Source organism: Streptomyces sp. URMC 126, assembly GCF_051386555.1.
GTDB lineage: Bacteria > Actinomycetota > Actinomycetes > Streptomycetales > Streptomycetaceae > Streptomyces.
This window is the reverse complement of record NZ_JBPQTX010000777.1, coordinates 1-285: the sequence shown is the minus strand read 5'-3', so window position 1 is coordinate 285 and position 285 is coordinate 1. Positions and strand designations below refer to the sequence as shown.

Annotated in this window: 1 protein-coding gene; it reads left to right on the top strand. The window is 69.5% G+C overall.

Annotated elements, in window-relative coordinates; all coding sequences use genetic code 11:
* Window positions 1-285 (top strand): pyridoxine/pyridoxamine 5'-phosphate oxidase (locus ACSNOK_RS33870; RefSeq protein ID WP_436784585.1); only part of this gene is annotated, 285 nt, incomplete at both ends.

The window sequence follows — 285 nt, the reverse complement described above, 5'->3', positions numbered from 1 at the left end:
CTCCGGGAGGAGGATCTCGCCCCCGACCCCTACGGGCAGTTCCTGCGCTGGTTCGAGGAGGCGGTGGCCGCCGGGCTCCACGAACCGAACGCGATGGTCGTCTCGACGGCCGACGAGCAGGGGCGGCCCAGCTCGCGCACGGTGCTGCTCAAGCAGTTCGACGAGCGCGGCTTCGTCTTCTACACCAACTACGGCTCGCGCAAGGGACGGGAGATCGCCGGGAACCCGTATGTGTCGCTGCTGTTCCCCTGGTACCCCCTCGCCCGCCAGGTGATCGTGTCGGGG